This window comes from Bradyrhizobium sp. UFLA06-24 (genome assembly GCF_054967145.1).
In genome coordinates this window covers 1-18636 of record NZ_JADFUE010000056.1, presented here as the reverse complement: position 1 = coordinate 18636, position 18636 = coordinate 1, and the positions used below count along the sequence as shown (strand labels likewise).

Genomic DNA, 18636 nt, shown 5'->3' with positions numbered 1-18636 from the left:
TGCAATTTGTGTTGCCGCGGTGAACTATGCGAATCTAGGATGACTAGAACAACAGCGATCAGTTTAATCCCACGTCGCCTCGTTATCCCAGAGCTTCCTGGAGTCGCGCCAGATTACGAACGACTTGCCGGGACGCTACGTCTGCAGATATCCTGCGCATATGGAACGGTTTCACACGTTTTATTCGCTCTTGTGGCGTGTTTTAGCCGCGAATCCGGCGCGTCGCAAAATATAGTTCCTTTGTGAGGAAGCGCAGCCTGGTTGACGCTAAGAGGTGCGTTAACGGCGACAATGCGGTGACCCGGTTTGCGAACAATGCCGCTCCGCTTCAGTTGGGGGATATATGAGCAAACAGAAATCCGCTGACCATTCACAGCGTGGCACTAACCGGCGATCAATATTGCAAGCGACCGCGTGTTCACTAGCCGTGCCTTTCGTCGCGAAGCCAAGCTCCGCGTGGACGAAGGAAAAGCTCGCCGGCAGCGGCGAAGTCGTCGTTCAGACGTTCGGCGGCTCGTACACCGAAGGCTTTCGGCGATACGTCCATGACCCCTTTACGAAGTCTACGGGAATAAATGTCGTCGACGTTGTTTCTGATAATGCCGACCCGCAGATAATGGCGATGTCCCGTGCTGGCAAAATTGATTGGGACATCGCGGGGGTGTCGGTAGTGAGCTATCAAAATATGCATGCTGCTGGCATGTTCGTGCCGATTGATTATAGCCTCTGGGACCAAGAGCCGCTGGAAGGCGTGCCCCCGAGCGCTCGTCTCGAAAGTGGAGTTATACTTTACTCGACGGCGACGCTGCTAGCTTATGATGAGCGCGCGTTCCCGAAAGGTGGTCCGAACAGCTGGGCGGATTTTTGGGACGTCAAGAAGTTTCCGGGACCACGGGGGCTGAGTGTTATTAACCCTTGGCGCGCGGTAGTGTTTGCACTCCTGGCCGCCGGTGTTGCGCGGAATGAGATCTGGCCGCTGACCGATGACAAGCTGGACCGCGCATTCGAGAAGCTCAACCAGATCAAACCGCATATAGCGAAGTGGTGGTTGGCGGGCGGCGAACCCCCTCAACTGTTGGTCAACGGAGAATACGCGATGACCAGCGTGTTGGACGGCCGTGTACTCAGCGCAATCAATCAGGGCGCGCCGCTCAAAATGGTCTGGGACGGAGCCCACCTGGCGGGCAGCACAGTTGCTGTTATTCTGAGGGGCTCACGGAACACAATGAATGCCCAAAAGCTGATCGCCTTTATGAACCGCGCTCAGATTGCCGCCGGCGTTACTCAGGGCACCGGCTACTCAGCGCCGAATACACATCAGCTTAAGTATCTACCCCCTCACCTGATTCCGCAGCTTAGCATAAATCCGGAGAACGCTTCGAAAGCCGTCATCGAGGACTCCGCTTGGCTCGCGGCGATGCACTCGGTCGGCAAGACTAATTCCGATTACATCCAGGAGCGCTTTCTCGCTTGGCGGGCACTATAAGATCAGCACTAATCAACGTTGGGCGGTGTCTTTGTGGGCTGCGTCAAGAAGCATTCGATGACCCCTCACCTGTTGGAACAAGTGAGTTCGCGCCTAACCCCGGCGTGCGTTATCGCCCGTTTCAGCGTGTCGATCATTTCTTAATACTTACCTGAGTCACGGGACTGATCTAGGTCATTGCCGAGAAGGCCAAAACAGTCGACGCCTGCTGTTGCTCGCCCAAATGATCGGCCGCCGACCGCGATGCTGCTCCTCGCGCGCTGCGATGTGCGAAACGTCCACTCCGCTGGGCCGGGTGCAATCACGACGCGCTTCTGCCATTTGACGCCAAACCTCAAGCGCGGCGTTCGGTCTTGAGCCCACAATGAGGAGCGAGCATTCAGAGCAACTCCGCTTGTTGCTCAAGGGAAGGCATCCCAGGGGGCGCATCTCGAGGCTCACGCAGCCCACCACACGGCACAGAGGTTGGTCGCATTGAGACTTAAGACGCAAGTGCGATGCAGCTTCCGCATCGGCGTAGGCAGCTCGTGGGCCCCAGTATGAGGAAAAAACGTGGTGAGCTAAGCCATGCAGAAAAAGCCGACCTAGCAGCTTGAAGGTGGCCTTGGTCTCAACTGAGCACGACCTTGCGCCTGATCAGCAATTTCCCGGCGTTGCGGTCTTACTTTCAAAATGCCGTATTACTCTTTTGACCTCATGATTGGCGATGAGTACAAGAATCAGGGCGGGCTGATCCTTGAAAATATTGAGCTGGCGGCCGACCGAGCGCAGCAGCTTGCGACCGAGCTCTCTTTCGTACATCCGGAGTCGAAAGTCCAAAGGCTGTGCGGTGCGAGTGACCAGCCACCAGAATGCCGAAGTCTATCGGACGCCGCTTGACCCACTTCCGTCTTGGATGACGCCTCGCTCCTAAGCATCAGCACCGATCCAGAACAGCCGGTTGCGGCGTCATCTTTCCTGACAATTTGCCGACCCCGTCAGCTTCAACAGATCGTCGTGCACAGAGTACGGATATTTGTTCGAGACAGACGCGCCGGAGTGACTGTGGCTGCCGCAGCGCGCGGGTACAATCTCGGCCTGAGACACAACGCTAAGTTGATTAGACGGCTCTGAGGCTGAGGCTCCGCCCCCTAACTTAGGTCGCCGTGCCGGACGACGTTGGAACAGGCTCCCGAGGCGATCTCTCGGGACTGCTGCTTCAAGCCACGTCGAAATGCGCGGCAACGCATCATCCCGCATAATTTCACCGACTAGAAGGCAATCTTCGCCGTCCTTATGCGCCTGCGCATATTACGACCGTGCTTAGCGACACGAAACGGAGGAGCAAGGGGGCAATGGCTGTTCAGCCTAATCGCCATTCATTTTTTCGCCCGAGCCGGCGCTCACTTCTTCAGTCATCTGCGGCCGCGGCGCGCCCAGACGGCAAAACCAATGCAGATCACGTCCAGGAGCGTTGGCTGACATGGCGGGCCCGATGACATCCATCGCAATGAACAATCCACCAGCGACCTCGCCAGCACCGTCGGGCCGGGTCACACCCTGGGCCTGGCTCCTTCTACCAGGGGCCCTGTTCCTGGCGGTGCTCTTTGTGGTGCCACTATCGGAGCTTCTGCTCCTTTCGTTCGGGATGCCAAACTGGACGCTGGCGCATTTCCTGCGCATCGGGGACAACCCCGCCTACATCGTCGTCTTGCGCAACACCTTGGAAATCAGCGTAATGGTGACGGCGCTTAGCTTCGTGCTGAGTTACCCGATTGCATACTCGCTCGCAACAGGCGGAGTGGTGCTGCGCACCTTTCTCCTCGTCGCGGTCGTGCTCCCATATTTCACAAGCGTTCTAGCGCGGACCTTTTCGTGGGTCGTCCTTCTGGGACGCAACGGTGTCGTCAATCAGATGCTGCTCCAGCTCGGATGGGTCTCGCAACCCGTTCCGATGCTCTACAACCGTTTCGGTGTGATCGTCGGCATGGTTCACGTCATCATGCCGCTCATGATCTTGCCGATGCTCACGGTCATGTCTGGCATAGATCAAAAGCTACTGCGTGCCGCAAGAGCCAACGGTGCAAGTCCGGTCGCCGCCTTCCTAACAATATTTCTACCGCTCAGCCTGCCGGGCGTCATCGCTGGAGTGTTGCTAGCATTCATCTATTGTCTTGGCTTCTACGTGACGCCCGCACTACTCGGCGGCCTATCGGATGTCATGATTACGATGGAAATCAGCTCCCAGGTCGTGGATCTGCTTAACTGGAATTTCGCCTCAGCTCTTTCCATGGTCCTCTTGACGACCGTCTTGCTCATTTTGTGGGTTGGCGCGCGGTTCTTTCCCATCGAGCAACTCTTGGGACTCTCCAATGACAAGCTCAGTTCGAAAGCCGGTGTTCAACGCCGACTCGGTGCGCAGTGGCTGATCCGGATAGGTTCTGCAGCGAATGCGCTTGACCGTTGGCTACCCTCAATGGGAGGTCGAGGTGTTTCCATTTTTGCGAGTTTTCTCGCAGCACTGCTCTTGCTGCCAGTCCTGATTGTCGCCTACCTGTCGTTCAGCGCGTCGTCTTACTTCGTCTTTCCGGTACTGCACTACTCGCTGCGCAACTACCAGACCTATTTCTCCGATCCACTGTGGGTGCGCGCGACTTTGGTTAGCATCCGGGTTGCTTTAATGGCCGCCGCGATGGCGACGCTGCTCGGCAGCATGCTGGCATTCGGTCTGTCGCGCGGCGGCATTCGTGGTCGAGGCGCCGTCGTTGCTCTCGTTCTCTCGCCGATCATTTTACCGACCATTGTGGTAGCGGTCGCGACCTATTTCGTGCTGGTGCGAGTTGGGCTCCAAGGCACGGAGCTCGGGTTGGCACTCGGCCACGCGGTCCATGCAATTCCCTATGTCGTCGTGATCGTTGTTGCTAATTTGCGCGATCTGAACCCGACATACGAGCGCGCGGCACGCAGCCTAGGTGCGGGTCCCCTGGTCACCTTCCGGACGATCATTGTGCCGCTTGTTATGCCAGCATTGATTGTCGCGGTGTTCTTCACCTTCCTCACTTCATTTGACGATGTCGTTTACGTGCTGTTCCTTGGCATCGGGCGGATCACGACGTTGCCGATGCGTATGTGGGAGGGGATCAGACAAGATATAAATCCAACCATCGCGGCCGTGGCCACGCTGCAGATGGTGTTTGCCGCGACTGTTATTATCATCAGCGCCGTGCTGGGCCCCAGGAAGAAAACCTGACGACGCGGGCAAACGAAGAGATGCGAACGTACTCAAAGTACTCCTGGGAGCTGAAATGTTGATGACATCCAAGGTTAGCGGTACCGAAGTGAAGACCGGAGGCATTTCGCTACACAGCCTGCAAAAGCGCTACGGCGGCGTAACGGCCGTTGACGATGTCAGTCTGTCCATTTCACCTGGAGAGTTCATCTCCTTGCTCGGCGCGAGCGGATCAGGAAAGACCACAACTCTGATGATGATCGCTGGATTCGAGATGCCGGATAGCGGTCGGGTGCAACTGGACGACAAGGACATTACTCGTTTGCCACCGCACCGGCGCGAACTCGGTGTGATCTTTCAGAATTATGCTCTGTTCCCGCATATGACGGTCGCCGAGAACGTTGCCTACCCCCTGCGTATGCGTCGTATGGGGAAGGCGGAGATCGAAAGCCGCGTCCGCCGAGTTCTCGATCAGGTCCACTTGGGTGCGTTGGCCTCTCGCTACCCGCACCAGATGTCCGGCGGTCAGCAGCAGAGAGTAGCGATCGCACGCGCACTCGTGTTCAACCCACCCGTTCTTCTCCTTGACGAGCCCTTGGGCGCTCTCGACCGGAAGTTGCGCGAGCATCTCAGAAACGAGATCAAGACCCTGCATAGGGAAGTTGGCAAAACGATGGTCTACGTCACACACGATCAGGACGAGGCACTCGCCATGTCCGATCGGGTCGCGGTCATGCACGAAGGGCGGATTCGGCAGGTCTCTTGTCCGCAGGACATCTATCGCAAGCCCGCTGACTTGTTCGTGGCAAGTTTCGTCGGTGAAGTAAATCTTATCCCTGCCAAACTCAAATCCGGCACCGTTCACGGTCCTGCAGGCGAGATGTTGCCCGCCGCGCCATGGACGGGCGGAGACAGGGATGCGACGCTTTGTGTGCGGCCCGAGCATTTGCGCCTCGTCGCCGGACACTCGGGTGGGATTCAAGGGCGCATAGTGGAAAAGACGTTCGTCGGTGACGCCACGATCTATCAATTCCGCAGCGATTCAGGACTGCAGCTGACGTCGAAGGTGCTGAACATCTCTGCCGACACTATGCCCCACATCGGCGATGTCTGTGTCGCATCGTGGATTGAAAACGACGCAACGATCCTTACAGAGTGAGTTGCCGTCATCGCTTGTGCGCACTTTGCGGATTCGCGGCGGCGGTCTCGTCTGTCGAAGGAGTGGGGTAGGCAGCCGGATCGACCCGTACAGCTTGCCCCACCGCTTTTGCTTGCCGCTGCTCTGCGGATGATAACTTGTCGGGAGGACGGCTCGAGCAGTCTTCGATATTGTCAGTTCGAGGAAGACCATACATGGGTTCGTCTGGTCAGATTGCTCGCCAGAGATCGCGCTTTGAGTAGCCATACATCGGCTCATCTGCGCGTTCTCTGTCACAAACCAAGGGGTGACGCACTGGATGAGGCTTGAGCCGCTTGACGTTCCTTGCGGCAGGCCAGCCGATTAGCTTCGGTCTTTCCGACCTCATGGCTATCGCTGCCCTCGTCCAGACCAGTAAACCACGAGCCCACAAACGTGTAGGCGGTGTACGTTACCCACTCCCTCTGCTTGGATGGATTTATAGGCTGAGGCGCATCGCCGGTTTATCTTCTGCACCTGATCTGGCCGTTTCGCCTCACACGATACTGGACGCGACAGGCGAGCGTTCCAAGCAGCCCGCCGCGACTTTCGTATGAGTTTATCCTAGGCGGTGCCGCTTCGGACACTATAGGGCCAGCTAGGGAAGGGACACGGGAGACGGTTAGGGTGGGTAACCACGAGTGGGCGACGAGCACACCAGAACATATGGACATCCGCACTAGTCCTCGGACGAAACATCGATCGGAATGGCAAAGCCTGCCTTCACCCGGTCCATTATCACCATTGTCTTAAAGCCCTTGATGTCCGCGTTCTCGTAGAAAAAGCGGCGAGTGAACTGCTCATAATCCTCCATGGTACGCGCCGTGATGTACAGGACAAAGTCAGCTTCGCCGGTGACATAAAATCCATTCACGACATCAACTGACGATTTGATTGCCTTCTTAAATTTGTCGATGATGTCGGAACGTTCGCGCTCCAACGTCACCAACACCAGCATTTGAATTGGCCGTCCTACAGCTTTCGGTGAGACGATGGACACGTCCGACTCGATGATGCCCTCACACCGAAGTCTCTTCAGTCGTCGTTGACACGCCGTGGCCGAAAGTCCGGCAAGTTCGCCGATCGTCTCTGATGTTAGTCGGTTATTCTTTTGCACGATCTCCAGGATGCGGGCATCTATTCTATCGTATTGCATGAACGGCTCCCCCTTGGTGAATATCGCCGCGAATTCAGTGCGTGATGCAGGAAATCATCCCACTCGACCAGAAATGCGACGCAAACTACCGTGCATCGAAGGTAGCCTGATTGCATGGACAATTTCAACAGATGACGCGCAGGACTCTCAAGTGGAAGCTGGCACAGTTCGACAGACCGGTCCGCACATGATCGGTATCGCAAAAAGACATTTGCAAAGCGTGAGGCGCCGCGACTTCCTTGCTGGCGCCGCACTCATTGACGGCCGATGGGTAACGAAGGCCTCGACGGACACTGTCGTCGATCCAGCTACCGAGGAGGATATTGCGGAGGTTAGCCGCTGCAGCGCCCGAGACGTAAACCTCGCGGTCACATCAGCTGAGACTGCGTTCGGCTCCTGGCGAGCGCTTTTGCCGGCGACCCGTGGGGCGATACTTAGGTCATGGGCCAGGTTGATGCTCGAGCATTCGGATGACCTCGCCGTCCTGGTCACGAGCGAGCAGGGCAAGCCGCTTTCTGAGTCTCGCCACGAGATTACGTACGGTGCCGGGTTCCTCGACTGGTTCGCGGCGGAGGGCGAGCGAGCCTACGGAGAGACCATCCCCAGTCATAAGCCTGGAAGTTTGCTTCAGGTGCGTATGCAGCCAATCGGCGTCTCCGCTGCGATCACGCCTTGGAACTTTCCGGTTGCCATGATTACACGAAAGGCCGGAGCAGCCCTTGCCGCCGGCTGCCCTATCATCGTGAAACCTGCCCCCGAGACCCCTCTATCTGCTCTTGCTGTGGCCCGACTCGCCGAAGAAGCAGGTGTCCCGCCTGGCGTGTTTCAGGTGCTGGTTGGTGATCCCATCGAACTTTCGGCGTCCTTGTTGGAAGACACGAGGATACGTGCCCTTTCCTTCACGGGTTCTACTCAAGTCGGTCGCCTATTGCTGGAAGGATCCGCTGCGACCGTGAAGAAAGTGTCGCTCGAGCTCGGAGGGCATGCGCCCTTTCTCGTCTTTGATGATGTCGATCTTCGCAAAACCGTCAGAGGCGTGATGGCCGCCAAGTTCGCGACGTCCGGCCAGGACTGCTTGGCAGCTAACCGCATCTACGTACAAAGACGCATCTATAGCGACTTCATCGACTCCTTTGCTGCGGCAATTTCCAAGCTCAGGGTTGGTCATGGCCTGGACGCTACAACGGATATTGGGCCGATGACGAAGGCGGCGGTAGCTAACAAATGCAGGGCCCAAATCAGTGACGCGGCGGCAAAGGGGGCGCGGGTTTTCTCCCCAAAGCTAGGCGACGAACTGGGCGAAAACTTTGTTGCTCCGACGCTGCTGAGCGATGTAACCGAAGAGATGCTCATCGCACATGAGGAGACGTTTGGGCCCGTGGCGGCCGTGCTGCCCTTCGACTCTGAAGACGAGGTCGTCGCACGCGCCAACGCGAACGAGATGGGGCTGGCTGGATACGTCTACACCGACAACCTGCGCCGAGCGCTCAGGCTTTCGGAGCAACTCGAGTGCGGAATGATTGGAATCAATACCGCATCGTTCACTGGCCCGCCGATTCCCTTTGGCGGATGGAAGCAGTCTGGGCTTGGTCGCGAAGGATCGCGGCACGGATTGGCAGAATATATGGAGCTGAAGTACGTCTGCTTCGGCGATTTGACGGGCTAGGAGAATGCGGAATGTCTGACCTTAAGGCCATCGCCGAGCTGGATCGTTCGAGTGTTCTGCACCCATTCACTCAGCTCAAGGAGTTTGCGAGCGGACAAGCGGGTGACCCGACAATCGTTACAGGAGGGAAGGGTATCCGCATCGAAGACGCGCAGGGCCATACTTACATTGACGCCTTTGCTGGTCTCTACTGCGTAAACATTGGATACGGCCGGACCGAGGTGGCGGAGGCCATTGCGCGGCAAGCTTACAAACTCGCATACTATCATACGTATGCGGCGCACACGACCGACGAGTTGGCCAAACTCGCAAATCGTCTCGTGCGAATGGCTCCGGGAAAACCAAGTAAAGTATTCTTCGGCTTGTCAGGGTCGGACGCTAACGAGACCCAGGCCAAGCTCGTCTGGTACTACAATAATCTGCGGGGTCATCCCAAGAAGAAGAAGATCATCTCGCGCGAGCGCGGTTATCACGGCTGCTCAGTGATCTCCGGTTCGATGACCGGGATGTCGTTCTACCATGATCATATGGATCTTCCCTTCCCGGGCATCCTGCACACGGGGACCCCGCACCATTATTGGGGCGCCGAGCCGGGCGAGACGGAAGAGGACTTTTCTCGGAGGCGTGCGGTCGAGCTCGAACAGCTGATCGTACGGGAGGGGCCGGAGACGATCGGCGCCTTCATTGGCGAGCCGGTGCTTGGTACGGGCGGTATAACACCGCCGCCGGCGGGCTATTGGCGCGAAGTTCAGGCTGTGCTGAGGCGTTACGACATCCTTCTGATCGCGGATGAGGTCATTTGTGGCTTTGGGCGAACCGGCGCTGACTTTGGCAGCACTCTGTACGGAATGGAGCCAGACCTGGTGACGGTCGCCAAAGGGTTGACGTCTGGGTACGTGCCACTCTCGGGAGCCATTGTTGGCGAGAGAGTTTATGCAGTGATGGAGGAAGCCGCGGATCGCATCGGGGCATTCTCACACGGCTACACCTATTCTGGCCATCCAATCGCGGCAGCCGCCGCCAACGCGGTCCTCGATATCGTCGAAAATGAAAGACTTAGCGACAGGGCGAGAGTCGTAGGCGCACACTTTCAGAAGCGGCTCAAGGAGCGATTTGCGCAGCTCGAAATCGTCGGTGAGGTGCGGGGTGTGGGGCTGCTTGGCGCGATCGAATTCGTGGCGGATCGGCAGTCAAAGCGGCGATTCGATGCGCAGCTCAAGGTGGGCGCCCGCATCTCCAAGGCTGCTCGTGATCGGGGGCTCATTGCACGAGCGATGCCACACGGCGACATTCTAGGGTTTGCTCCGCCTCTCGTCGTCTCCGAAGCGGAGATCGACGAGATCGTCGAGTTGGCCTATCGAGCGACGAAGCAAGTCATGGATGAGCTCGCCAAAGATGCTGCCATGGCTTGAGAGGTGGACTCTCGAACACGGGTGAATCGCATGCCGACGACTCGCATGAGCGGATCTGGCAGGCTTCTACGTCGCAGGAAGCTCTCCGCAAGGCCGCCGATCCGTCCGTAGCGGGTTTCGTCGTGGAGTTCTCCCTCGCCGACATCGACGCGGAATTGTTTGCGGGTAGCCAGACTTGCATGTGCCTCAACGGATAGTCGTTTCTCTGCGGCCGCGGAGACGCCTCGACATATCAGCAATCGAGAGCTCTAGCGTAGCGCCGCGCGTGAGAGAATGCTTGCCGAATGAGCCATTTGCGACGTTTGCTGCGATTTTCGACAAAAACGACCCGGGCTACCGCTGAGACCGGCAATGCCCGACCTGTGCTGTCGTAGCCCAAATCATTTTGCAGCCCAACGAATCGCCAACATCCGACCATTCTGAGTTTAACCGCAACAAAGGATCCAGACCGAGATGCCCGGCGACAGCCCCTCTCTTACCATTCTCCTCAACGACCCGGATGCCGACGTATATGCCCAACTCATAGCGAAGCGCTTCCCCCACGTCCGTGCGATTGAGGCGGCGAACCGCCGTAGCCTCGAAGAAAATATTGGCCAGGCGGATGCACTGTTGGCATCTCGCATTTCGCCTGAGCTGTTATGTCAAGCGAAGAATCTACGCTGGATCCAGTCCGCTGCGGCGGGAGTCGAGTCAATGCTCCCCATCCGCGATCAACTGATCGGCCGCATCGTTGTGACCAATGTGAGGGGCCTGCATGGTGAGGGCATCGCTGATTTTGTGATGGGCGGTGTCACAATGCTCCATTGGGACTTTATGCGATTTCTGCGTGAGCAATCGGAGCGCAAGTGGATCCCACGCCCTGTGGCTCCTCTAGCAGAGAAGACGCTCGGTGTCGTAGGGCTGGGTTCTATCGGTACGACTATTGCTCGTCGTGCCAAGGGCGCCGGCATGACTGTATTCGGCTTGAAGCGCGATACGTCAGTTCCGATCGACGTCGTCGACAGGCTGTTCTCCTTGGATGCGCTACACAATCTACTGCCGCTCTGTGATTTTGTGGTCCTCGCACTGCCGGCAACGCCGGATACGACCGGCCTTATAGGCGCACCTGAGATCGCACGCATGCGGTCCGACGCATTTCTCATCAATATCGGGCGGGGAAACGCAGTTGTCGAGGCAGAGCTCATAAAGGCCTTGCAGACAAATGCGATCGCTGGTGCGATGCTTGACGTGTTCGAGCAGGAGCCTTTGCCGCACAACAGCCCGTTATGGGACCTGCCAAACGTAATCGTGACGCCGCATGTGTCGGGGACACAGCCAAACTATACCGATCGAGTATTCCCCATATTGGCCGACAACATTGAGCGCTTGCTAAGCGGGCAGGCCTTGAAAAATGTTATAGACCTGCAACGTGGCTATTGAAATCGCAGTTCCGAATGGCGCCTTGGCGACGTGACGCTCACGCTCATGACCGGCTTCGGCCGCGCGGGACCTCTTCACACTTGAATGCGACTGGCCGGGCGCCAGCTGCGTACCCCGACACAAAGACCGGTTCGCAGACGCGGGTCATCGGCAAGGCGGACCGGCATCACCAGGAGAGTTCAGCTCGGCGAGTACTCGCGACTTCAACTCTCTCTGACATCGCCGGCGGCGAGCAGCGCGTCGATGTCGGCGTCGGTGTATTCCAAACACAGTAGGATAATTCGAGTAGACGGCGCCGTATTTCTGGGCGGGGGCAAGCGCATAGACTTTCTCGACCGCCGGTCGAACGGCATAGGGGGCGAGCTGTGGACCGAATGGCTGCTCGGGTGGTCAGGGTATCTCGAAATGGAGAAGCTGCCTCGGTCGGTTCCCGGCGCGGCATCCGCCGGGCGACAATTTTCAGAACGTATCGCATTGATGCTCCCGCAGATTGCCACGCCAGTATCTGGCGCATTCAATCTCGACAGCCATTCTTGTGCAGTGACCTGTCCGATCGCCGCGGCAAGGAACACCGACTTGTCCTGCGCCGGCGATCCCTTGCAAACCATCGACTCTCGCGAGCCGAGGCAAGTCGCTTACGAGGTCGTTCAACATGATGCTGTCGGCGACAGCTCGCCACGTAGGGGCGCGCCAGTGCGCTGAAGCCCTTGGCATCAGGACCGACGGGTTCGTCAAATGGCTGCCGCCCTGGAAAGTCGTAGCAATAGGGATCTGCAGCAGGCCCGAGAGTGCCGTCAGCGACCTCCTGGGTCGCCACACCCGGCCGATTTTCGACTTCTGGTACAACGCGGCCGCAACGCCCAGAGCCAAGCTATATGCACCCAAGGCGTCGATCGTCCCCAAGTGCGCGTGCCCTTCGGGAGTTTCCGATGAACCGCCAAACCTGAGCATGATTCCGCTCACTGCCCGGGCGATGTCGTCGTAGCCTAGGTCGTCGCGGCGCGAACCACGGGTGGGCCGCCAAAGCAATCGACCTGACAGAAGATCACGTTTGGATTGAGCGTCTCCAGGCTCTTCCTATCCAGCCCCCTGCGATTGACGTCTCGGTCGGTTGCGTTCCAGACGATGACGTCGACCGGTTTGAGAGCCTCTCGAAGACCTCACGGCCTCTTGGCGCGGTGATGTCAACCTGCGCCGACTGCTTTCCGGCATGTTGAACATCGCTATGAAGACGTTGAAGCCGGCATGATAATGGGACCGCACCGGGTCGATCTTGATCACCTCCGCGGCGAAGCGGGCCAGGTAGAATGCGGTGTGCCGATCGGCAATGATGTTGGCCATGTCGAGAACCCGTAAGCCGTCGAGCTATCCCGACAGTTCTTGGCCTATCCGGGGCGCTGATCGCTGCGCAGGGGGCGCCGAGAGTGCAGCGACGGCCTCGCCGGCCGCCACCCATCGGAGGGGCATCGGATTTAACATTGCTTCGCCGCTATCCTGCATCCAGCACACAGGTCCAGGCCGGGTCATCGGTCCAAATTCTGGCTCGGTCACCAACAGACCCGCAGACAAGGCGTGTTCATGATGCAGCCACTCTCCTAGGAAATTCTGTGGGGTGTCCGCAATGCGGTGTTCCCGGAAGATGTGTTCCCACTCCGCCGAAGGGCGGGTCAGGAACGCGGCCTTCATCCGCGCGATGATCTTGTCTGCAGTGGCGAGGCAATGGCCAGACGCTTAGAAGGTGATCCGATTTCCATTCGCGCGTGGGAAGGTAGGAATCGCCTTCTTGACCAACCTTTCGGCAACGAGGCCGTCGCAATCCCGAGACCCTGCAGGCAGCGCCTTGTATGAAGCTTGTGGCCGGGTAGGCTACGGAACATCCGCCCGTCCTTGCACCTGTAGCCACCGTTTCGATAGAAGGTATCCTGAAGGTCTGAATCCATCGGCAACTGCGGTTTGAGCCGCCGCGTGTACGCGAGCGCCTCCGTGACTGCTCAGATGAGCAGTACTTTGATGTGGTCGCCAACACCGCTGCGTTCCCTCGCCTGGAGGGCCAGCGCCGTGGCCGATGCGGCGATCACGGCACCATAGGCGGAGGCCAGGGGCAGCGCCGCAAAGTATCGGTTCAGTCCCATATCCGTTGAACACCCCGCGGACGGGCGACGACGGCCTCGAAGGCGCGCCCCTCGCGGCGGAGCGCATCATCCGGGGGATGTCAAACGCCATCCGGAACTGCCCCCTTTGCGTCATGAAGAACTGCCCCCACCATCGGCACTATGATCTCGGTTGAAGTTGTTTCCGCCGGTGACGGGCCGGAGGGAGGCGGAGCCGACCGGAGGGCCGTCACCGGCGGTCGGCGGCTTGATGAGACCGCTCTTGCGCTTGGCGCGGAGCCGATAACTGTCGCCGCGGATCGTCAGCACGTGGCTGTAGTGGAGGAGCCGGTCGAGGATCGCGGTGGCGACCACGGGATCGGCGAACACGGTGCCCCATTCGGCAACGCTGCGGTTCGAGGTAATCAGCATGGCGCCGGTTTCGTAGCGCCGGCTGACCAGCTGGAAGAACAGGTGCGCCGCATCAGGTTCGAGCGGCAGATAACCGAGCTCGTCGACGATCAGCAGCTTTGGCTTCGACAGGGCGAGTAGCTTCTCGTCCAGGCGTCTGTCGCCGTGCGCCTTGGCAAGACCCGCGACCAGCGTCGTCGCGGTTGTGAACTGCACCGTGTAACCGGCCAGGATCGCCTCTCGCCCGAGCGCGATCGACAGGTGCGTCTTACCGACGCCCGGCGGACCGAGCAGCAGCACATTCTCGCCGTTGGCGATCCAACGTGACGCGGCCAGGTCGCGGATCTGCTTCGGATCGATCGACGGCTGCGCCTCGAAGTCGAAGCCCGCGAGCTCCTTCACGGTCGGGAAGTGTGCAAGTTTTAGTGCCATCTCGATGCGGCGATGATCCTTGCGCGCAATCTCGCGCTCGCACAGCAGGATCAGTGTCTCACGCGCCGACAGGTTCGCGCGCGCCGCCTCGTCGAGCAGGCTGTCGAGCTGATCGCGGATCCCGGAGAGCTGCAGTCGCGCCAGCATGGCATCGAGCGGATCGGTCGTCGCTTCCATTATCTTCTTTGCCCGCGCCATCAGAAGCTTCCTCCAACCACGGCTTCGTATTCGGCAAGAGGGCGCAACAACGACGGCGGTGAGGACGGCGCCAGCACCGCCGCCGCGATCTCAGCCCGGCGGACCGCGCCGTTGTGACCGGCAACACCATCGAGGTGGGCGGTGTCGATGATCCGCAGCCGGCGACCCTTCGATTGCTTGTGGATCGCAACCTGGTGCAATCCATGGCGGATCCGCACCTCGCCAGCCGCAATCGTTACCGCCACGCGCTCGCCAATCAGGCGCCACGGCACCGAGTAGCTGTTCGTGTCGATCTCTACAGCGCAATCATTGCCGACGACGCGGGTCAGTTCACGCAATGATCCGAACGACGGTTGCCCGCTAAGTGGCTTCAACCGGTGTGCCTCGTCACGCGCAAAGCGAGCTATCGGCGCCTCCCCGGTCGTGCCGTGGATACGAACGTTCGCAACCTCGCGCTCCCACCTGTCGAGATGCGCCTCGAATGCTTCCCAGCTTGGGAAGGAATGGCCGGCCATCGCGTTCTTCTTCACGTAGCCGACGCCGTTCTCCGTCTTGCCCTTCGTGCGCGCCCGATATGGCGCGCAAGCGCGAGGACGGAAGCCCCAATGTTTTGCGAAGGCGATCAGCTTGTCGTTAAACTGAACCGACCGGCTCACCGCGTCATGGCGCACGACAAGCGCCCGAGGATTGTCCATCAGCACTTCCTCCGGCACACCGCTGAAGGTCGTGAATGTGCTCTCGAGCCCGGCGAACCAATGCTCCTGCCTCTCGGCCCGGAACGCACGCACATGCAGCCGCCGCGAATGCCCAAGCGTTGCCACGAACACGAATGCCTTGACTCTCGCCCCTCCGATCTCGACCAGACGCTCGCCGAAGTCGATCTGCAGCTGCCGGCCTGGCGGCGTCTCGAACCGCGTCGTCGCTAACGCCTCCGCCTTCAGCGCCTGGCGATAGGGCTGCACGGCGCGTTGCAGGGTCCGCCGGCTGACGGTCACGCCCTTCTCGGCCAACAGGTCCTGGCGCACCACGTCGGCATTGCCGCGATGCCGAATGAGCCTCTCGCGCAGCCAACCCTCAAGGCCGTCGAGACGCTTCGGCCGCTCAGGCGACTTGAACGGCTTCACCCCGCCCGCCGCCACGTAGTCCTTCACCGTGTGATGGCTGCAGCCCAGCTGCCGCGCAATTCGCTTCACACCCCACCCGCACGCCCTCAGGCGCAACATCTCCGCCACGTCATCCGGCGTCTTCATCACCTGCCCCCGTGGATCACTCCACGGCGAGCCTTCAGTGATTCGTTCCTGCTTCATTCACTCTCTCCTCAGCTATCCGAGGAGGGGGGCAATTCCTCGTGACGCTGAGGGGGCAGTTTTCCATGGCGCGCGACACGGGGGAGATTGTCTCTCATAGGTACACCAGGCGGTACATGTCGCAATCGAGGTCAATCAAGGCTTTCGCGCGACTTTGGAGATCTTGGACCCTTCGGGAATGAAATACCGTTTCCAGGATATGTCCCCAGGGTCCCGACCTTGACCTTCACGGACCTCATGTTCCTGGACGTGGGCGGATTAACTTTGAACTCATCCGCTCTGTGGACACGCTCCCAGTTCAATTATCGCCGTTATTCCGCACCAGGAGATTGCCTTTGTTGGCGATCCCATGTGCGAAGCGGGTTACCATCGTTCCTGGATACCGATACCTACGGTTGGATTGGGCCGTTGGAGTGATTGAAGCGCTGGACGTCCGATACATTGTACCGGGACACGGGAATGTGTGCGGCACCGCCGAAGTCAAACACTTCCGTCAGCAGATGGAGGATCATGTTGGCCAGGTCGAGCGTCGGGTTGACGCAGGGCAAAGCAAAGAGTTCGTCATGACAGAAGTCAAATACGAGGATAATATTCATACCGCGGTCAGCGGCTGGACCTCCTTTCCCGAACATATGATCAAGAGCTGCATGATGCGCGGCATCAGCCGCTTTTACGATGACGTGCTCAATAGACGATCCGATCCTCACCCAACCGATCCGACGATGGGGCTGACTTTGACGCTTGCCAGAACTTCCGGGATGCCACCTAGAAATACAACAGAGCCTGCAGTGGAAGGTCGCCGCGATTCCATCGCACGATCCTTTTCCTGCGATATTCGGTGAACGCAAGAGAAAAACTGCGCGTAACGTGCTTCGATCTGCATTAGGATCCTGAGGATGACCTCGCAAACTCTACCCTCACTGGGCATTCTTCACCTCGAGCGCGGCCTAGTGCCCGGCGCAACACCACCAACGCCCGCGCCTGGCGCGGTATTGCATCCGAGAACCTTTGATTTCCCGGTAATCTGGGAAACCGTTGCCGGAGCCTGGGTGGAGAACGTCGTTCGCGGAGATCCAGCGTTGGAGCCGGCATTCGTTGCAGCAGCTCAGCGCTTAGCCGAGCGCGGCGCTGTCGCGATAAGCTCAACGTGTGGCTTCTCTATCCGGCATCAGTCCGCAGTGGCTGCGTCTGTGACGGTGCCCGTAGTCATGTCGAGCTTGCTCCTGCTACCGTCACTGCTCCGGCAGTTACCGCGCTCGGCGAAGATTGCCGTTCTAACTTACGACTCGACACATTGCGGCGAAGATCTGCTCGGACTGGAAGATCCGAATGAACGCGCGAGGGTCGTGATTGGCGGCATCGAGGGCGGTAAGTTCTGGCATGACGAATTGAAGAATCCTCCTCCGCCTACGGATGTCGCCGCAATTGAAACCGATGTCATGGTCTGCATCCAACGGCTGCGGAGCGCCCATCCAAAAATATCGACAATCCTGTTCGAATGCGCAGCATTCCCGACCGTTGCGGCCTACGTTCGCCGTACGGCGAAGCTACCCGTCTACGACATCACTGACCTTTGCCGCATCACAATGGCCTCCACCGGCTGGACGGCGGGATAGCTCACGGGGTTCGCCTGGTCACTTAGAGGTGCATCAAAGCGAGATGCCCATCGTCTTCAAGCGTCCGCTTGCTCAAAACGGGTGCTGCGGCCCTCGCTTTGTCTGGTCGTGCTCACCCGCCCTCCGATGATTGAACAATCAAGAGCGCGACGCCGGATCGGCATCGCCCACACTCATCTTGCGAACATTCGCGCAAGCGTCCGCTTAGAATAGAGTTTGGAATCAGGTTCTAGGGCGATGCGAGCATCACCTCTCATGCTGCCAACGCGCACGGTCTGACTTTTTAAGTGATCCCATAGAAACGACGAGGGACTACTCCCCTGACGAAGAATTCGACCATGGAGGTGTAATCAAAGACGGGCACGCCGGTCGCTCTCTGGACCGCCGCAGCGTAGGGCGGAAGCTCAGAACACTCGAGCAAAAACACACCTATATCTGGTCGCTTAGCTTGCAAATCCAGAGCAGCTTGAACTGTTTCGGCCTCGACGGCATCGACGTCCATGTTAGCTGTCGCGTTCAGAATAACAGATGCAAATGACGGTGATTTTTCGAGCCCGACGATCGAGACGCGCCTGCAATCAGGTAAAATGCCGGCCGCTTCCAGCAGATCCGGAGTAAAGGGCGCCTTGGCCGTAATAATCCCGACTGATTTAGTCGGCGGAAGCATCCGCTCCAAGAAAGGTGCTAGAACAAGCGGGGACAGGCAAACAGGAATGTCCACCGCCGCTCGCACCGCTTCCTGGTACCGGACCATGAATCCACAGTTTGCGGTGATAAAGCTCGCGCCCTCGCGTGCAAGCTCAACCGCAGCCTTCACAGCGATAGACTCTGTCGCGGCGTTGTTGGGGACTTGAAGCATCGGGAAGGTAAGGCCCAGCATCGGCTTATAACGAACGGGGACACTCCACGTGCTCGCGTTGTTCACGCTTCCAGGAGGGTAAAAGCGATCAAAAGGGTCGTCTGTCGAGGCGCGCTGAACCATCAAGATACCCACCGGTGCGCCGTAAAACTGCAGATTGCGTTTTGGCGACGATGTCCGAACCGCCCCTCTATGGGAG

At 58.8% G+C, this 18636-nt stretch carries 16 protein-coding genes and 1 pseudogene; 8 read left to right on the top strand and 9 right to left on the bottom strand.

The features are described from left to right. Positions 1-343: 343 nt before the first annotated feature. Entirely contained in the window at positions 344-1486 is a 1143-nt protein-coding gene (locus IF809_RS30350) for an ABC transporter substrate-binding protein (RefSeq protein WP_441258705.1), read from the top strand. A gap of 636 nt (positions 1487-2122) precedes the next feature. Here IF809_RS30350 and IF809_RS30345 read toward each other — a convergent pair. Next, a complete protein-coding gene (locus IF809_RS30345) occupies positions 2123-2287 on the bottom strand; it encodes a hypothetical protein (protein WP_462839363.1) in 165 nt (54 codons plus the stop codon). Positions 2288-2960: 673 nt separating this feature from the next. Here IF809_RS30345 and IF809_RS30340 point away from each other — a divergent pair. Next, positions 2961-4715: an ABC transporter permease subunit gene (locus IF809_RS30340; RefSeq protein ID WP_441258706.1), complete on the top strand. Its 1755-nt coding sequence runs from the start codon at positions 2961-2963 to the stop codon at positions 4713-4715. Between the two features lie 55 nt (positions 4716-4770). Next, positions 4771-5853 carry an ABC transporter ATP-binding protein gene (locus IF809_RS30335; RefSeq protein WP_441258707.1) on the top strand — a complete coding sequence of 361 codons (1083 nt, stop codon included), beginning with the start codon at positions 4771-4773 and terminating at the stop codon, positions 5851-5853. 697 nt (positions 5854-6550) lie between these two features. Here IF809_RS30335 and IF809_RS30330 read toward each other — a convergent pair. Next, on the bottom strand, positions 6551-7027 hold the full coding sequence (locus IF809_RS30330; RefSeq protein ID WP_441258708.1) for an Lrp/AsnC family transcriptional regulator: 477 nt from the start codon (positions 7025-7027) through the stop codon (positions 6551-6553). A 187-nt stretch (positions 7028-7214) separates the two neighbouring features. Between IF809_RS30330 and IF809_RS30325 the strand changes: the two genes are divergently transcribed. The 3 genes from IF809_RS30325 (at position 7215) to IF809_RS30315 (ending at position 11524) form a co-directional block, all read left to right on the top strand. Continuing rightward, complete coding sequence (locus tag IF809_RS30325) at positions 7215-8693, top strand: NAD-dependent succinate-semialdehyde dehydrogenase (RefSeq protein WP_441258709.1); 1479 nt, start codon at positions 7215-7217, stop codon at positions 8691-8693. An 11-nt stretch (positions 8694-8704) separates the two neighbouring features. Next, entirely contained in the window at positions 8705-10105 is a 1401-nt protein-coding gene (locus IF809_RS30320; protein WP_441258710.1) for an aminotransferase, read from the top strand. Positions 10106-10558: 453 nt separating this feature from the next. Continuing rightward, positions 10559-11524 (top strand): D-2-hydroxyacid dehydrogenase, encoded by a 966-nt coding sequence (locus tag IF809_RS30315; RefSeq protein WP_441258711.1) that lies wholly within the window; start codon positions 10559-10561, stop codon positions 11522-11524. Positions 11525-11983: 459 nt separating this feature from the next. On the opposite strand, the gene IF809_RS30310 is transcribed toward IF809_RS30315, so the two are convergent. The 6 genes and pseudogenes from IF809_RS30310 to istA all read right to left on the bottom strand — a co-directional run bounded on the left by IF809_RS30310 (position 11984) and on the right by istA (position 15962). Then, on the bottom strand, positions 11984-12553 hold the full coding sequence (locus IF809_RS30310) for a CoA transferase (RefSeq protein ID WP_441258712.1): 570 nt from the start codon (positions 12551-12553) through the stop codon (positions 11984-11986). Then, complete coding sequence (locus IF809_RS30305; RefSeq protein ID WP_441261195.1) at positions 12511-12651, bottom strand: hypothetical protein; 141 nt, start codon at positions 12649-12651, stop codon at positions 12511-12513. The genes IF809_RS30310 and IF809_RS30305 overlap by 43 nt, the downstream gene beginning before the upstream one ends. Beyond that, positions 12602-12877, bottom strand: a pseudogene (locus IF809_RS30300) (hypothetical protein); the annotation flags it as partial. The pseudogene IF809_RS30300 and the gene IF809_RS30305, both read right to left, overlap by 50 nt. 638 nt (positions 12878-13515) lie before the next feature. Beyond that, positions 13516-13656 (bottom strand): hypothetical protein, encoded by a 141-nt coding sequence (locus IF809_RS30295; RefSeq protein ID WP_441258713.1) that lies wholly within the window; start codon positions 13654-13656, stop codon positions 13516-13518. Between the two features lie 111 nt (positions 13657-13767). Continuing rightward, a complete protein-coding gene (istB, locus tag IF809_RS30290; protein ID WP_441258714.1) occupies positions 13768-14655 on the bottom strand; it encodes an IS21-like element helper ATPase IstB in 888 nt (295 codons plus the stop codon). Beyond that, positions 14655-15962 carry an IS21 family transposase gene (gene istA / locus IF809_RS30285; RefSeq protein WP_441258715.1) on the bottom strand — a complete coding sequence of 436 codons (1308 nt, stop codon included), beginning with the start codon at positions 15960-15962 and terminating at the stop codon, positions 14655-14657. Before istA ends, istB begins: the two co-directional genes overlap by 1 nt. A gap of 413 nt (positions 15963-16375) precedes the next feature. On the opposite strand from istA, the gene IF809_RS30280 reads away from it, so the two are divergent. Both IF809_RS30280 and IF809_RS30275 read left to right on the top strand, forming a co-directional pair. Then, positions 16376-16804: a hypothetical protein gene (locus tag IF809_RS30280; protein ID WP_441258716.1), complete on the top strand. Its 429-nt coding sequence runs from the start codon at positions 16376-16378 to the stop codon at positions 16802-16804. A 54-nt stretch (positions 16805-16858) separates the two neighbouring features. Continuing rightward, positions 16859-17578 (top strand): aspartate/glutamate racemase family protein, encoded by a 720-nt coding sequence (locus IF809_RS30275; protein WP_441258717.1) that lies wholly within the window; start codon positions 16859-16861, stop codon positions 17576-17578. 283 nt (positions 17579-17861) lie between these two features. Here the strand turns inward: IF809_RS30275 and IF809_RS30270 are convergent. Continuing rightward, positions 17862-18636, bottom strand: a 775-nt coding sequence (locus IF809_RS30270) for an aspartate/glutamate racemase family protein (protein WP_462839362.1), incomplete at its 5' end; no start/stop codon positions are given.

Excerpts from the sequence above, each read along its gene's own strand:
- IF809_RS30350 (WP_441258705.1), top strand. The coding sequence starts at position 344 with ATGAGCAAACAGAAATCCGCTGACCATTCACAGCGTGGCACTAACCGG.
- IF809_RS30345 (WP_462839363.1), bottom strand. The coding sequence starts at position 2,287 with ATGTACGAAAGAGAGCTCGGTCGCAAGCTGCTGCGCTCGGTCGGCCGC.
- IF809_RS30340 (WP_441258706.1), top strand. The coding sequence starts at position 2,961 with ATGACATCCATCGCAATGAACAATCCACCAGCGACCTCGCCAGCACCG.
- IF809_RS30335 (WP_441258707.1), top strand. The coding sequence starts at position 4,771 with ATGTTGATGACATCCAAGGTTAGCGGTACCGAAGTGAAGACCGGAGGC.
- IF809_RS30330 (WP_441258708.1), bottom strand. The coding sequence starts at position 7,027 with ATGCAATACGATAGAATAGATGCCCGCATCCTGGAGATCGTGCAAAAG.
- IF809_RS30325 (WP_441258709.1), top strand. The coding sequence starts at position 7,215 with ATGATCGGTATCGCAAAAAGACATTTGCAAAGCGTGAGGCGCCGCGAC.
- IF809_RS30320 (WP_441258710.1), top strand. The coding sequence starts at position 8,705 with ATGTCTGACCTTAAGGCCATCGCCGAGCTGGATCGTTCGAGTGTTCTG.
- IF809_RS30315 (WP_441258711.1), top strand. The coding sequence starts at position 10,559 with ATGCCCGGCGACAGCCCCTCTCTTACCATTCTCCTCAACGACCCGGAT.
- IF809_RS30295 (WP_441258713.1), bottom strand. The coding sequence starts at position 13,656 with ATGGGACTGAACCGATACTTTGCGGCGCTGCCCCTGGCCTCCGCCTAT.
- istB (WP_441258714.1), bottom strand. The coding sequence starts at position 14,655 with ATGGCGCGGGCAAAGAAGATAATGGAAGCGACGACCGATCCGCTCGAT.
- istA (WP_441258715.1), bottom strand. The coding sequence starts at position 15,962 with ATGAAGCAGGAACGAATCACTGAAGGCTCGCCGTGGAGTGATCCACGG.
- IF809_RS30275 (WP_441258717.1), top strand. The coding sequence starts at position 16,859 with ATGACCTCGCAAACTCTACCCTCACTGGGCATTCTTCACCTCGAGCGC.